Origin of the sequence: Pseudomonas sp. TH34 (genome assembly GCF_016650865.1) — a bacterium.
Taxonomy (GTDB): Bacteria; Pseudomonadota; Gammaproteobacteria; order Pseudomonadales; family Pseudomonadaceae; genus Aquipseudomonas; species Aquipseudomonas yamanorum.
Genome location: NZ_JAEKFB010000017.1, coordinates 44,406 through 58,358, shown reverse-complemented (window position 1 = coordinate 58,358; position 13,953 = coordinate 44,406). Strand labels below are relative to the sequence as shown.

Sequence of the window (13,953 nt, the reverse complement as noted above, 5' to 3'; positions counted from 1 at the left end):
TCAACCCCTCTCATCGACTTGTTTTGGATAGGTGCTCATGTTGACTGGCTTGAATCACCTTACGTTGGCGACTGCGAACCTTCCTCGCAGTATCGAATTTTATGTGGGGCTACTCGGTTTTAGGCTGGCTGCTCGCTGGGAAACGGGGGCCTATCTTACCCTTGGCGATCTCTGGCTTTGTTTGTCTTTCGATGAGAACTGTGCATCGGAAAAACACCCTGATTACACTCACTATGCGTTTTCGGTGGGGCAGGACGATTTTGAAGGAGTAACTGTTTGCTTGCGGTTACGGAACGTTATCGAGTGGAAAACCAATTCGAGCGAGGGTGACTCATTTTATTTCTCAGACCCCGACGGGCACCGACTGGAAGTGCATGTCGGCAGTCTGGCTTCGCGGCTTGAGCAATGTCGGCGCCATCCATACGCAGGTATGGAGTTCTTTGACTGACAGTTTTCGATCGATTTATTGAACAAGTAGCTCTCCTACCGGGCTTGCGGCAAAATATACACATCGGCCAGCGGGAGCGTACGCAGCATGATGGGACAGTTATCGAGTGGGCAGGATCGACTGTTTTACTCGTTCAACCTTGAAGATCACATCCCAGCAAATCATCTTCTGCGCAGCATTGATCGGTGTCTCTATCTGGGCGACCTGCGCCATTATCTCACCGATTTCTATAGCCCGATTGGGCGCCCTTCAATTGATCCTGAACTGATGATTCGCATGCTGGTCGTGGGTTACTGCTATGGCATTCGCTCCGAGCGGCGGTTGTGCGAAGAGGCCCATTTGAACCTGGCGTATCGCTGGTTCTGCCGGTTGAGCCTTGAGGATGAAGTCCCCAATCACTCGACGTTTTCCAAGAATCGACACGGCCGTTTCCGGGACAGCGGTTTGTTTCGGTGGCTGTTTAATGAGGTGCTGCGTCGCTGCATGGACGCAGGTCTGGTCAAGGGCGAAGGCTTTGCAGTGGACGCCAGCATCATCAAGGCGGACGCGAGTCGGCAGCGTGGTGTACCAGGCGATGGAGAGGTCAACTGGAGCGATCCAACGCTCAGTACGCGTGCCGTACGTGAATACCTCGAAGCACTTGATGAAGAGGCGCTGGCTGAAGCACCTCCCAAGCGCTTATCGCTGACTGATCCTCTAGCCCGATGGACGGCTGCTCCGGGTGGCCCCGCCTTCTTTGCCTACTCCACGAACTACCTGATCGACACTGAGCATGGCGTGATCATGGAAGTGGAACCAACACCTGCCCATCGAACGGCCGAGGTCGAAAGTACCAAGACGATGATTGATCGGGTCGAAGAACAATTCGACATTAAGCCAGATCGCCTCATCGGCGACACTGCTTACGGTACGGCGCCGATGCTGGCCTGGATGGTGGAGGAAAAAGACATCGAGCCGCATGTGCCGGTGTGGGACAAAACCGAGCGCAAGAACGACAGTTTTTCGAGCACCGATTTCCACTGGAATGAAGAGGCTGAGGAATACCGCTGCCCGGCCGGCAACCCATTGCGCAGCGAATGGCGAGCCTTCAAAAATGAGCGTTCACACGTCACCAAAGCCAACACCATCATCTTCCGATCCAGACAGACCGACTGCGCTACGTGTCCGATGAAAGCCAAGTGCTGCCCGAACACTGCGTTTCGCAAGATCGCCCGCAGCGTCCATGAAGCTGCTCGCGATGTGGCTCGGCGCATTGCAGCAACACCGGCGTATCAGCGCTCTCGCCACGAACGTAAAAAGGTCGAAATGTAGTTTGCCCACCTCAAGCGCATCCTGAAATTGGATCGCTTGCGACTACGTGGCATGAGTGGCGCGACGGATGAATTCACGCTGGCCGCTGCGGTGCAGAACCTGCGACGGCTGGCCAAATTTTCATCTCAAGGGCCACCAGTCACGGGATAGGTGCGCCTGCACCAAGCAAAAAACCTCAAATTAACCCAATAACAGAGCAGCAAAGGTCACCGAAGGGCCGAAAAACCACTCAATGTGGTGAGTAGGTTCTCCAGTGGTGGTCGAGCCTGAATTCAGGCGATCTGAAAATCCGACTTTTTCAACAGAATCGACCCTAAGCTGCCCTTCGCGAAAGGCAGCAATCGGTCAGAAATTGCCTCCAAATGCAGACTCGCCAAGCATGAGCTAAACCTCATCAGACCGTCTTGATGAAGGAATGCAAAATGTTAGGGACACCAGCGGTGTTCAGCGCCTGCCACCAAGGTAAATGGGGTTCGATTTATCTCTACCTCCAGACAAAGGGAGAGGATCTCTATCTGACTTTTGAACAAGGAACTGCCGGCAATTACTTTCTCAAGATTAAGCGAGAACACATTGCTAGGGTTTCAGCTTTCTTTGCTGCCCCATCTATCCGGGCGACTGTTACATGGAAACCGTCAATATTTTCGTGGTACCGCCTTAGCTTCTCTGAGAGTAATCAGCAGGGTGCGCTCGCCATTCGGATACTCGCCTTTACCCCTCTCTCGATCAGTGGAACGACTGTTCCATTCGCCATAGAGAAATTGGTGCAACTTGGCCACGTAATGCAAGCGCTCGCCGATTGCCCTCATGAACCTGTTTGAGAGGTCGGTTTTGGCCGAAAGCGGCCATACGATGTGTCTCACGAGTCGTGGGCTATTGGTGGTTTGTGTTCGGTCGGCAGGACGCCGGGGGAGGGTGTTATGCATTTCCGGCATGGCCTGGGATTTCCCCCGCTGGGACCACTTCTGGAACCAACGGGTGCATTTCGGTGCGTTACGGGTGATTACTCATGACGACTTGGCCCAGCAAACACTGATCATCAGCAATCACCGCAATGCATTTTATACTGCATGGTGATGTTAGCTGTGGAGATCAATTACTTTACCTATCAATAGCTTGGAGTGCGCTAATGTGAGCCGGGTCCATTTTGTGGCCCAGGCCAACGGGCATACGTCGGCAGCGACATCAAGGCTTGAGGCCCAGTCGCTGAGCAGAAAAATGGGTGCATGTTGGAATTTGGCGCGCATTGTCGCATATGTCAGGCGGGAGTTGTATGGCGGTGCAAGGATGGATTTGCCTGAGTCTCCGGCATCGCCACCCACAACAACCCCAATGCAACCGCGGCCACACCCGCCAGGGTCAGGAACGCGGCGTTGTAACCTGCCCACTGCACGACAAAACCCGCCAGGCTGCTGCTCAGGGCCGCGCCGAGGCCGAATGCCGTGGACAGCGCCCCCAGGCTGACATTGAAGCGCCCGGTGCCCTGGGTGAGGTCTTTGACGATCACCGGAAACAGCGCGCCGAACACCCCGGCGCCAACCCCGTCGAGCATCTGTACTGCCACCAGCCAATAGGGATCACTGGACAACGTATACAGCACGCCCCGCAGCGGCAGGATCATGAAGCCGGCGAGCAGCAGCGGCTTGCGCCCCCACACGTCGGCCTTCACGCCCACCAGCCAGGCCACCGGCACCATCACCAACTGGGCCGCGACGATGCAGGCCGAGGTCAGCGGCGTGGCCATCTGCAGGTTGATCTGGGACAGCTTTTGGCTGACCAGCGGCAACATCGCCGCATTGGCCAAGTGAAACAGGGCGCAGCAGATGGCGAACAGCATTAAAGGCTTGTTTGCCAGAAGCACGGTCATCCCCGACGGCTGTTCGTGTTCGGCGCTGTGGGCAGGGTCGAAGCCCCGCGCTACCTCGTGGTCGATTGCCTTGGCTGAAACGCAACTGACCGCGATGACACTGGCCGCTGCCATGACCGCCATCAGATAGAACACCGCCACCGGACCGAACAGGTAGGCGAACCCGCCAGCGAGCAGGGCGGCCACCGCGTTACCGGCGTGGTTGAAGGTTTCGTTGCGGCCGGTGCGGCGGGTGAATGCGCGCGGCCCGGTAATGCCAAGGGAAATCGCCGAGATGGCTGGCGCGAACACCGAGGCCGCTGCTGCACTGGCTGCCTGGGTCAGCGCCACCAGGCTGAAGGAACTGACGAAGGGCAGGAGCAGGCAACTCGCGGTGACCAACAGGGCCGCGATCACAATCACCGCGCGCTTGCTGCGGGTTCGGTCAATCAACGCGCCGGCCGGCGTCTGGGTGAGCAACGCCGCAATGCCGGCAAGGGTCATGACCACCCCGATGCTGGCGGGGTCCCAGTGGTGCACGGCCAGCAGATAAATCGCCAGGTAAGGCCCCAGCCCGTCACGGACATCCGCCAGGAAGAAGTTCAGGCTGTCCAGGGACAGTGTGTTGCGCAGGTCAGAGCGAGTGGCCATGGCACGGTCTTCAGGCGAGAGGTCGGTAGCGATAGTGACCCATGGCACGAGGGGATAGTTTCTGGCGCAGGCGCCGCACAGGCACAAACATTTACAAAGTGGCGCCTATTGCATCGAAATATAGCGCTGGTGGGGATTTTTTCAGGGAATTTTATTGTTAACAGTTGAACATCCCATAAGCCTGGCTTATTTTCCGTCCGTTCGCCCTACAGTGAAGGCTCTTTACCGGTTCAGGGATGGCGAGGCTTTTGGTGTAGGGCGGACCTCTTTTGTCGCAATGACTGAAAAATTCTGGAGACGCGATGGACATGCTGTCAGCCCAAGAGGCTATTTCCAGCAACAAGGACGCCTGGAACGAATCCGCCAGGTTGCATAAAAACACCGCCAACTGGAACGCCTTGCTTGAGGACGTCGCCAAGCCCGGCTTTTCACGCCTGGACCCGACGTTGACCGCATTGCTGCGCAAGGTCGGTGTCGATGGCAAGGACGTGGTGCAACTGGGCTGCAACAATGGCCGGGAATGCCTGTCGCTGTTCGGGCTGGGCGCGCGCACGGTGGTGGGGATTGATCAGTCCGAAGCCTTTCTGCAGCAGGCTCGCGAGCTGGCCGACGCTTCGCCTCACGAGGCTGAATTCATCGAAGCTGACATTCACCATCTCCCCCGTGGGCTCACCGATCGCTTTGATGTCGCCTTGATCACCATCGGCGTGCTGAACTGGATGCCGGACATCGCTTTGTTCATGGCCCATGTCGCCAGCACCTTGAAGCCCGGCGGCAGCCTGGTGATTTACGAAACCCATCCGTTCCTGGAAGTGTTTGACCCAACAGCGCCTAACCCGATGTTGCCGGTCAGTTCGTACTTTCAACGTGAGCCTTTCGTGCAGCAGGAAGCCATCGTCTACGAAGGTGAGACCGAAAGTGTTGCGGCTGCCTCCTATTGGTTCGTGCACACCTTGGGCGCGATCGTCAGCGGTGCCATCGCCGCCGGGTTACAGATCACTCATCTGCAGGAGTTCGCGCACTCCAATCGCGAGGAGCTCTACGACCAGTATGAACACCAGCGCGCGCAACTGCCTCTGTGCTACACCCTCACCGCAATCAAGCGCCCAGGCTGACTGACGGCCGCGCAGGCAAAAAAAAGCCCGCGAGGAAGGCGGGCCAAGGTGTTCACTGGAGTAGGTAGCCTCCACCCTATCGCTCGATAAGTGAAGGCCATGTGAAAACCGTGTCGCAAGGACGGATGTACCGTCTTGTCAGGGCCTGCGAACAAAAGTGCGCATGGTTTGCCCCGGGCCCGTGCTGAAGCGGGTAGGGCGGGGCATGCCTTCATCTGCCGCGATAAACACGAAGTGATCACCTTCCAGCTGGTAACTCGCGGGTAACTGCTTGCCAGCGTCTTCACCCATCGAATCAATCCAGGTAATGCTTTTGGGTGCCGTGCTGGCATCGAGGGTAAAGCTGCCTGCCAGTAACACCTCGCCGTCGGGTGTTACTACTTTGAACTGGTCACCGCTGATGGTGGTGATGGCCCCCGGTGCGCTGTGCTCATCGGCTGGGTTGAGTACGCCGCTGTCTTCCAGTGCCGTTTGTTCCCAGGCTCCTTGAAGCGCTTGGAAATCCTCTCTTGAAACAGATGTCATACAAACTCCTTTTTGGTTGAAAAATGATCGTCAAGACGCCGGTTTACCTATGTCTGACGGATCTACTGAAACGATTTTGTGAGAATTGTCTGATTTCTTACGGACGCGTATGAAATTTCCCAATAATCCCGGGCATTTAGCGCTATTTTATGTCCTGATTTGGAAACGTGTCCTTACAAGTTCGTCTACGCTCAGCGCAGCGGGACTGACACCTAAGTATCTGAGCGAAAACAATCTCCTGTCGTGTGGGACTTTTCCGCAACGTGGGTGGTCCGATGACCATCGGTAGACCGTGTGTCTCGTGTGCAGGGCGTTGTCCCTGATTTTCAAGCGGCTGTTCAGTATTCCATGAATCGGCATGGCCGTTGACTGTCGACTTTTTAAGGTGCATCAGTTTTGAATAAAACTCCTCGGTTCCAAGCTCATGCGGCATCGGACGAAATTGACCTGATTGAACTGTGCCACGGGATCTGGCGACAAAAAAAGTTAGTGCTGGGGTGTACGATCCTGGCGGGTGTCCTGGGGGTAGGCTACGCATTTCTGGCACCCAGGGAGTATCAGGTCAGTAGCGTGCTACGTCCCGCCGCCATTAATGAACTCGATGCACTGAACCGTTCCGAAGTCTATAAGCTGCCCCCGGCTGATGCCTTGAACAAAGTGGGAGCACAACTGGACTCCTACGAAGCCCGCCTGGGGTTCTTCAAGTCCCATGAAGAGCTGTTCAAGGCGTTCCAGAAATCCGGCCAAAGCCTTGAGCAGAGTTTTGAGGAGTTCAACCGAAACTCCATTAACCTGATCCTGCCTGACCCGAAAAAAGCCGACTCCCTGAGCAGTTATATCCGCCTCGAATTGCAGTACCCCAGAGACATCGACGGGGTGGCTATTCTCAACGGCTTTGTGGACTACGCCATTGATATGGAACGTGCCCAGGTCGGTGCAGACCTGAAGGTGATCGTCAATAACCGCCTGAACGAACTCAAGGGCAAGATTGACGCGGCACGCGCCAACTACGACACCGATAAGGAATCGAAGATTGCCAAGTTGCTTGAGGCCGACAGGCTCAAGCGAGCCCAGCTGGAAGACGAGTTGGGCGCCCTGCGCTTACAGATGAAAATGGAGCGAACGGATCGGCTGGCGGAGCTGGCCGAGGCCATTTCCATCGCCAAGTCGATGGGCATCAAGACGCCGACCACGCCTTCGTCTATGGCGGATGCCTCGCGCAGTGGCTCGAATCAAGTCATGCGCACTGAGGTCAATAACCAGAAAATCCCGCTGTACTTCCTGGGTACAGAGGCGCTTGAGGCTGAACGCACGGCCTTGCAGGCGCGAACAAACGACGACTTTACCAACAGCCGCATTGCAGAAATTGGCAAAGAGTTGCAGATGTTGCAGGTCAACCGCGAAGTGGAAGTGCTGAAAAAGCGTGGGAATGAAGACATCTTCTTGCAGGATGTTGAACCATTGCGAGCTGAAGTCGCGCGGTTGAAGGGCCTTAATATCGACATGAGTGGCCTGAAACTGGTCACCATTGACCGACGCGCCCAAGAGCCGCTGAGCCCGATCAAGCCTAAAAAAGGCTTGGTGATTGCGCTGAGTCTGGTTGGAGGATTGGTGCTGGGTGTGCTGATTGCGCTGGGTCGCCATTTTATCTTGGCGCGACGCGAGTCTGTGCCCTATTCGCAGTTGGATGACCATCGGCTTTCCCAGCGTCCACGCAAGGATGATGAACCGCACGTTTAAGGCCGGCTGCCCTCGGGCTTGCCGCCTGGCAAGCCCGTTTCCGCGCTTCCCAGCACACTCAGTGGACACCTTTTCACAATTCTTGATTAACCTTTGGTTACAAAGTGTGGCTAAAATAGCTGCCAATGGCCATGACCGGATTGTCACCCAGCCGGTCGTGTTGCCTGTTTGTGAATTGTGATTTCAGGTGCTGCATCTTCAATCCTCGGCCGTCGTGGGCACGCAGGAGCAGCCTGTTCTCTTCTGACTTGTGACGAATACCTTGAAACTCATCATTGTTGCTCTCTACGTTGCCTCCATTGCCTACGTCCATCTGCGTGGCCGTGTGCGGCACAAGCTAGGCCGCCAGCTCAGCGATCACTCGACCTTCCTGGCTCCGGTGAACTGCTTTCTGTACCTCTTCTCCAAACTGCCCAGCCGGCCGTACCTGGCTCCCAGCGACTTTCCCGACTTGAGTCCGCTCCAGGAGCATTGGGAGGAGATCCGCCAGGAAGGCCAGAACTTGCTGCGTGCGGGCGAGATCAAGCGTTCCGACCAATACAACGACGTGGGATTCAACTCGTTCTTCAAGTCGGGCTGGAAGCGTTTCTATTTGAAGTGGTACGGCGACAGCCATCCTTCAGCGATGAAGCTGTGCCCGCGCACCACTGAGTTGGTGCAAAGCATCGGGTCGATCAAGGCCGCGATGTTTGCCGAGCTGCCGCCGGGTTCCAAGTTGGTACGCCATCGCGATCCGTATGCCGGTTCCTACCGTTATCACTTGGGCCTGGACACGCCGAATGACCCGGGCTGCTACATCAATGTTGACGGTGAAAGCTATTATTGGCGCGACGGCGAACCGGTGATGTTTGACGAGACCTTCATCCACTACGCCGAAAACACTACGGAGCAGAACCGAATCATTCTGTTCTGCGATATCGAACGCCCGATGAAGTATCGCTGGGCGGCGGCGTTCAACCGTTGGTTCAGCCGCAACGTAATGGCTGCGGCCGGCTCGCCCAACGATGCCGGGGACAAGACCGGTGGCCTGAATCGTGCCTTTACCCGCCTGTACAAGATCCGTCTGCGGGGCAAAGAGCTGAAAAAGCGCAATCGCACCCGCTACTACCTGGAGAAGTGGGCGATCTTCGCCGGTTTGGCGCTGATCTTCATCCTGATCTGAACCTGGCCGGGGAGCGCATCAGCCTGGCGGATGCGCGCCCAGCTTCTCCCACATCTTCTTGCTGATCTTCTGCCGATTGGCATAACCCGCCCACGGATCCTTCTTCAAATTCTGCAATCGCTCGTGCAGGTTGGCCACGGTCCATTGCTGGGCGCCGTGCAAACCCTTCAACTCGTCACGACTCACCGGCACCGACACCGGCAGGCCGGGCCGCGCGCGCACCGAGTAGGCCGCCACCGTACTGGCGCCCCGGGCGTTTCGCAGGTAATCGATAAAGATCTTGCCGATGCGATTTTTCGGGCCTGAGGTCGCGGTAAAACGCTCCGGCAACTGCTGCGCCATGAACTGGGCAATCGCCTTGGCGAAGGCCTTTACCGTATCCCAGTCATCCTTGCGCGCCAGCGGTATCACCAGGTGCAGGCCCTTGCCACCGCTGGTCTTGACGAACGCTTCAAGCCCCAGCTCATCCAGCACCGACAGAGTTAGTTGCGCCGCTTCAAGCATGCTTTTCCATGGCAGGGCCGGGTCCGGGTCAAGGTCGAGCACAAACAGGTCCGGGGTTTCGATTTTGTCCGCGGTGGCGCCCCAAGTGTGCAACTCGACGGTGCCCATTTGCACCGCACCGATCAGCGCGGCGGGCCTGTCGATTTCCATCAGCCGCGCATGACCCGGATCCAGGGCCTGATCCAGTTGCTTGATATTCGGGATCGCCAGGTGTTCGGAGTGCTTCTGAAAAAACTGTTCACCCGCAATGCCTTCCGGTGCCCTGAGCAAAGACACAGGACGGTTACGCAAGAAGGGCAGGATCCATTCGCTGATGCCCTCGTAGAACTGCGCCAGTTGTAGTTTCTGTGTACCGCTTTGGGTGTCGATGACTCGGTCGGGATGGGTGATCTTGACCCCGACCACGGCACCGGGCTCAGTTGCCTTTTTACGGGTTTTTTCCTTCATCGACTTGGCCGCCCGCGGCTGCTCATGAACAATCTGCTCCGCCGGCTTGTCGGTACGCAGCCCGACAAAGGCCGCCTGGCGCACCACACCTTCGCGAGTCCATTCGGCGAATTGCACTTCGCTTACCAACTGCGGTTCGACCCAGTGCACACCACGCGCCTGGGCGCTGGTCAGCGGTTTGGCCAGTGGTGACGCATCGCGCTCCAAGGCTTTCAACTGCTCACTGATCTTCTTCAATGCGGCCTGATCAAAGCCGGTACCCACGCGCCCGGCATACACCAGCCCGGTGTCGTCATTGACCGCCAGCAGCAGTGCGCCAAAGCCACTGCGTGAACCTTGCGGACGGGTGAAACCGACGATTACGAATTCCTGTCGCAGCCGGCACTTGAGCTTGATCCAGTCGGGGCTGCGCTTGGAGATGTACAGGCTGCCCGCACGTTTTCCGATCACGCCCTCCAGCGCCAGGTCACAGGCGCTTTCGAAGATATCCCGCTGATTGGCGGCGAAGGACTCGGAGAAGCGCAGCAGCTTGCTCCTGCTGCGGGTCAGCACGCTTTTCAGCGCGGCGCGCCGCTCTTCGACGGCGACCTCGCGCTGGTCACGACCTTCCAGAAACGGCGCATCAAACAGATAATAGACAATGTCCAGGCTGCGACCGATATCAAAGGCGTTCTGCAACGCCTGAAAGTCCGGCAACCCATCAGCGTTCAAGCTGACCACCTCGCCGTCGAGCCAACTGTCCTTGAGCTTAAGCGCCTCCAGGGCCTTGACCTGGCGCGGTAGCCGATCAGTCCAGTCATGACCATTGCGAGTGAATAGCCGTACCTCGCCGTCACGAATACGCGTGAGGATGCGGTAGCCGTCGAATTTGATCTCGTACACCCAGTCGCCGTCCGGTGCACGGTCCACCAGCGTCGCCAATTGTGGGGTGAGCTGATCGGGCAGGGCAGTTGAGGATTTGCGCGTGGTTTTCTTCGCAGCAGCTGGTTTTTTCGGGCGCCCCACCATTGCATCGCTCAACACGCTTTTCGGCTCGGCCTGGACCACGTCGTAATCAGCCAACGGGCGCGCCTGCTGATCGTTCTCCTTGATCAACAGCCACTGCTCCTTATCGCCGCTGCCCTTGAGCCGCGTGCGCACCAATGTCCAGTCGCCGGCGAGCTTTTCGCCGATCAGGGTGAATTTCAGCTTGCCCGCCGTGTAGGCTTTGCGCGGGTCGTCGTGGGGCTGCCACACGCCGCGGTCCCAGACGATCACGTCCCCCGCGCCGTACTGGCCGGCGGGAATGCTGCCCTCGAAACTGCCGTAGCCCAATGGATGGTCTTCCACATGCACCGCGAGGCGCTTCTGGCTCGGGTCCAGGCTCGGGCCCTTGGGCACCGCCCAGCTTTTGAGCACGCCATCGAGTTCCAGGCGAAAGTCGTAATGCAGGTTGCGCGCATCGTGCTTTTGAATCACGAAGGTCAAGGCCTGGGCCCGGCTCCTGCCGCGAGGCGCACTGCCTGCAGGTTCGGCGGTTACATCGAAGTCGCGCTTGGCGTTGTATTCACTCAGGGGCTTGGCCATGGCGGTCTACCTCATGAAGCCTTGCGAGTTTTTTCGCGGCTGGCTTCTTCGTCGGGCTCTTGCCTGCCAGGCTGCGCTTGAGCAGTTCCGTCAGGTCGATTACATCGGCTGATTTGCGCTCATCCTCACCCTCGCTGGATTCCACGTCTTCGATCTTGCCGGCCTTGGCCTTCTTCGCCACCAGCGCCATGATCTTTTCCTGGAAACTGTCGCGGTATTCTTCGGGCTTCCAGTCGGCGCTCATGTCTTCCACCAGTCGCTTGGCCATGTCCAGCTCGCCCTTGGCCAGGGTCGGTTTGGTCACGTCACTGCCCAGTTCCAGCTCATCCAGGCCGCGCACTTCAGCGGGCCAGCGCAGCATCACCAAGACCAGCGCCGACTCCAACGGCATCAGTGCCGCCAGGTGCTGCTTGGTGTGCAGCACCACGTTGGCCAGGGCGACCTTGCGGGTTTTTTTCAGGGTTTCCCGCAGCAGCGCATAGACCTTGCCGCCGCGCTTGTCGGGCGCCAGGAAGTAGGGCGTGTCGATGTTCTGCAGCGGAATCTGGTCGCTGGCCACAAACGCGATGATTTCAATGGTCTGGGTGGACTTGGGGTGGGCCGAGCGGATTTCGTCTTCGCTGAGGATCACGTAGCGACCTTTCTCGTAGGCCACACCCTTGACGATATTCTCCTTGGTGACTTCCTTGCCGGTGGTCTTGTTGATGCGCTTGTAACCCACCGGGTCCATGCTGCGTTTGTCCAGCCAGTCGAAGTCGACGCCCTGGGAGGACGTGGCCGAGACCAGCGATACAGGGATGTGTACCAAGCCAAAACTGATTGCGCCTTTCCAGATAGCCCTTGGCATGTCGGTTTTCCTGAAGATGTAGGGGTCTTCAGGTGACACGGCGGTTTCGGCAAAAGTTTCCCTGGCCAGCCGGCTGGCACCGGGGTTTCAGACAGATCGTGTTACACCTGATGAGAAACTATTTAGTTACCAAAGCCGAACCCAAGGCGTAGCGTGTTATCGAAAGCACGTATTACTCGCGCCCAGAGAGGCTTTGTCATGAACACCCGTTTGCGTCACCTTGCGGTATTGGCGATGGGCCTGGCCTTGAGTTCGCTGGCACAGGCACAAAACCTGCCTGGCAGCAGCAACAACCCCTACAACGGCCCGATTCATCAGGCCAACCCCAACAGCATGCAGGGCACCCAGCCCAACGCGCCTGCTGCGCGGGGTACCTACATCCCACCGGCGCAGCGGCCACCGACCCTGCAAAACGGCGGTATCGGCAACAGCGTCCAGCGCCGTGACGGCCCACAGACCCCGCCGGCCATCCAGCCCAAAGCTCCCACCCGCGACGCCAATGGCAATCGCGGCGATTGAGTGTGTGAAGACGACAAGGAAACCCACCGTATGTTTCTACGCAAAACCCTTCTAGCGACCTTCTGCGCCGCTGCCTTGCTGCCCCTGGCGCTGCCCGTTTCGGCGGCCGACACCCAACAGTTCCCCAGCGAGCAGGGAAGTATCACCGTCACCCCGATTACCAAGGGCCTGGATCACCCGTGGGCGGTGGCGTTCCTGCCGGACAAGCAAGGTTTCTTGGTCACCGAGCGTCCCGGCAACCTGCGCTTTGTCAGCTCGGACGGCAAGCTGTCCGCGCCTCTGACGGGCGTGCCTCAAGTGTTTGCCAAAGGGCAGGGCGGTTTGCTGGACGTGGTGCTGTCACCCGACTTCAAGGAGGACCGCCTGGTGTACCTGTCCTACGCCGAAGGCGGTGGCAAGAACGGCACGGCCGGCACTGCGGTCGGGCGCGGGCGCTTGAGCGATGACCTGACTGGCCTGCAGGACTTCAAGGTGATCCTGCGCCAGGAGCCCAAGCTGTCCACGGGCAACCACTTCGGCTCACGGCTGGTGTTTGACCGCGATGGTTACCTGTTCGTGACCCTGGGGGAAAACAACGACCGCCCCACCGCCCAGGACCTCGACAAGCTGCAAGGCAAAGTCGTGCGGATCTTCCCGGATGGCCGTATACCCGAAGACAACCCCTTCGTGGGCCAGGAAGGCGTGAGGCCGGAAATCTGGTCCTACGGCCAGCGTAACCCACAGGGTGCGGCACTGAACCCGTGGAGCGGCACACTCTGGGAAAACGAACACGGCCCGCGTGGCGGGGATGAGATCAACATTATCGAGCGTGGAAAAAACTACGGCTGGCCGCTGGCGACCCATGGCATCAACTATTCCCTGACGCCGATTCCCGAGGCCAAGGGCAAGACCGCCGAAGGCACAGTGCCGCCGCACCATGTCTGGGAGAAATCCCCCGGCGTGAGTGGCATGGCGTTCTACGACGCCGACCGGTTCAAGGCCTGGCAGCACAACGTTTTTATTGGTGCACTGGTGAGCCAGGAGCTGATTCGCTTGCAGTTCGATGGGGACAAGGTCATCCACGAAGAGCGATTGCTTGGGGGGTTGAAAGCGCGGATCCGTGATGTGCGTCAGGGGCCGGATGGTTACCTGTATGTGCTGACGGATGAAGATAACGGCGTGTTGTATCGGGTAGGCCTTAACCAGGACTGACGTAGACCGCCGGGGTTATATGGGAGCTGGCTTGTCGGGTCGCCGCATCGCTGCGATGGCGTCAACTGGGTGTGCCTGATA

Annotated in this window: 11 protein-coding genes and 1 pseudogene; 8 read left to right on the top strand and 4 right to left on the bottom strand. The window is 58.2% G+C overall.

The window, feature by feature from the left end; all coding sequences use genetic code 11:
- The first annotated feature begins 37 nt into the window (after positions 1-37).
- From JFU58_RS10430 to JFU58_RS10420, 3 genes and pseudogenes are all read left to right on the top strand, one after another.
- Positions 38-448: a VOC family protein gene (locus JFU58_RS10430; protein ID WP_177082905.1), complete on the top strand. Its 411-nt coding sequence runs from the start codon at positions 38-40 to the stop codon at positions 446-448.
- Positions 449-535: 87 nt separating this feature from the next.
- Positions 536-1,909: pseudogene (locus JFU58_RS10425) on the top strand (transposase).
- A gap of 272 nt (positions 1,910-2,181) precedes the next feature.
- Complete coding sequence (locus JFU58_RS10420; RefSeq protein WP_201140546.1) at positions 2,182-2,580, top strand: hypothetical protein; 399 nt, start codon at positions 2,182-2,184, stop codon at positions 2,578-2,580.
- 437 nt (positions 2,581-3,017) lie between these two features.
- Here the strand turns inward: JFU58_RS10420 and JFU58_RS10415 are convergent, their stop codons facing one another.
- A complete protein-coding gene (locus JFU58_RS10415; protein ID WP_063029895.1) occupies positions 3,018-4,256 on the bottom strand; it encodes an MFS transporter in 1,239 nt (412 codons plus the stop codon).
- 302 nt (positions 4,257-4,558) lie between these two features.
- On the opposite strand from JFU58_RS10415, the gene JFU58_RS10410 reads away from it, so the two are divergent.
- Positions 4,559-5,371, top strand: a complete 813-nt coding sequence (locus JFU58_RS10410) for a class I SAM-dependent methyltransferase (RefSeq protein ID WP_201140545.1) — start codon at positions 4,559-4,561, stop codon at positions 5,369-5,371.
- A 138-nt stretch (positions 5,372-5,509) separates the two neighbouring features.
- Here the strand turns inward: JFU58_RS10410 and JFU58_RS10405 are convergent, their stop codons facing one another.
- Complete coding sequence (locus tag JFU58_RS10405) at positions 5,510-5,896, bottom strand: TIGR03067 domain-containing protein (RefSeq protein ID WP_063029898.1); 387 nt, start codon at positions 5,894-5,896, stop codon at positions 5,510-5,512.
- Between the two features lie 396 nt (positions 5,897-6,292).
- Between JFU58_RS10405 and JFU58_RS10400 the strand changes: the two genes are divergently transcribed.
- Together JFU58_RS10400 and lpxO are read left to right on the top strand one after the other, a co-directional pair.
- Positions 6,293-7,636: a Wzz/FepE/Etk N-terminal domain-containing protein gene (locus JFU58_RS10400; protein ID WP_063029899.1), complete on the top strand. Its 1,344-nt coding sequence runs from the start codon at positions 6,293-6,295 to the stop codon at positions 7,634-7,636.
- Positions 7,637-7,898: 262 nt separating this feature from the next.
- Positions 7,899-8,798, top strand: coding sequence for a lipid A hydroxylase LpxO (gene lpxO, locus JFU58_RS10395; RefSeq protein ID WP_063033960.1), 900 nt, complete (start codon positions 7,899-7,901; stop codon positions 8,796-8,798).
- 18 nt (positions 8,799-8,816) lie between these two features.
- Here lpxO and ligD read toward each other — a convergent pair whose 3' ends face one another.
- Together ligD and ku are read right to left on the bottom strand one after the other, a co-directional pair.
- Entirely contained in the window at positions 8,817-11,315 is a 2,499-nt protein-coding gene (gene ligD, locus JFU58_RS10390) for a DNA ligase D (protein WP_201140544.1), read from the bottom strand.
- On the bottom strand, positions 11,296-12,162 hold the full coding sequence (gene ku, locus JFU58_RS10385) for a non-homologous end joining protein Ku (protein WP_201140543.1): 867 nt from the start codon (positions 12,160-12,162) through the stop codon (positions 11,296-11,298). The genes ligD and ku overlap by 20 nt, the downstream gene beginning before the upstream one ends.
- 198 nt (positions 12,163-12,360) lie before the next feature.
- Between ku and JFU58_RS10380 the strand changes: the two genes are divergently transcribed.
- Together JFU58_RS10380 and JFU58_RS10375 are read left to right on the top strand one after the other, a co-directional pair.
- Complete coding sequence (locus JFU58_RS10380) at positions 12,361-12,681, top strand: hypothetical protein (protein WP_093209691.1); 321 nt, start codon at positions 12,361-12,363, stop codon at positions 12,679-12,681.
- Positions 12,682-12,711: 30 nt separating this feature from the next.
- The gene (locus JFU58_RS10375; protein ID WP_201140542.1) at positions 12,712-13,872 is read left to right on the top strand and encodes a PQQ-dependent sugar dehydrogenase; all 1,161 of its coding nucleotides are present in this window, start codon (positions 12,712-12,714) and stop codon (positions 13,870-13,872) included.
- Positions 13,873-13,953: the final 81 nt, after the last annotated feature.